The following is a 315-nucleotide window of genomic DNA, read 5'->3' as shown; positions in this document are numbered from 1 at the left end:
CTCCATTCGTCACAGCTCGTTTTGATGGTCAAAATAAACGTGCGCCGAGCTTTGGTATTGCAAAAGCAGGTGAAGAACCGCGTGTCTTCTTTGCAGGCTTACCAATGGGTCATGAGTTCACTTCTTTGATTTTGGCATTGCTACAAACTTCTGGTTATGCACCAAAAGTATCTGATGAAGTATTGGCATCCATCAAAGCTTTAGAAATCAAATCTGACTTTGACGTATTCGTATCTTTAAGCTGTCATAACTGTCCAGATGTGGTTCAAGCACTTAACTTGATCGCAATCTACAACCCTGGCACAACAGCAACCA

Annotated in this window: 1 pseudogene; it reads left to right on the top strand. The window is 42.2% G+C overall.

What is annotated here, in order from left to right:
* Positions 1 to 315, top strand: a pseudogene (locus tag AC1M9F_RS14540) (alkyl hydroperoxide reductase subunit F); the annotation flags it as partial.

The organism is Acinetobacter sp. ANC_7504 (assembly GCF_056779995.1).
The sequence above is the reverse complement of the archived record's forward strand: the minus strand, read 5'-3'. Positions and strand labels throughout refer to the sequence as shown.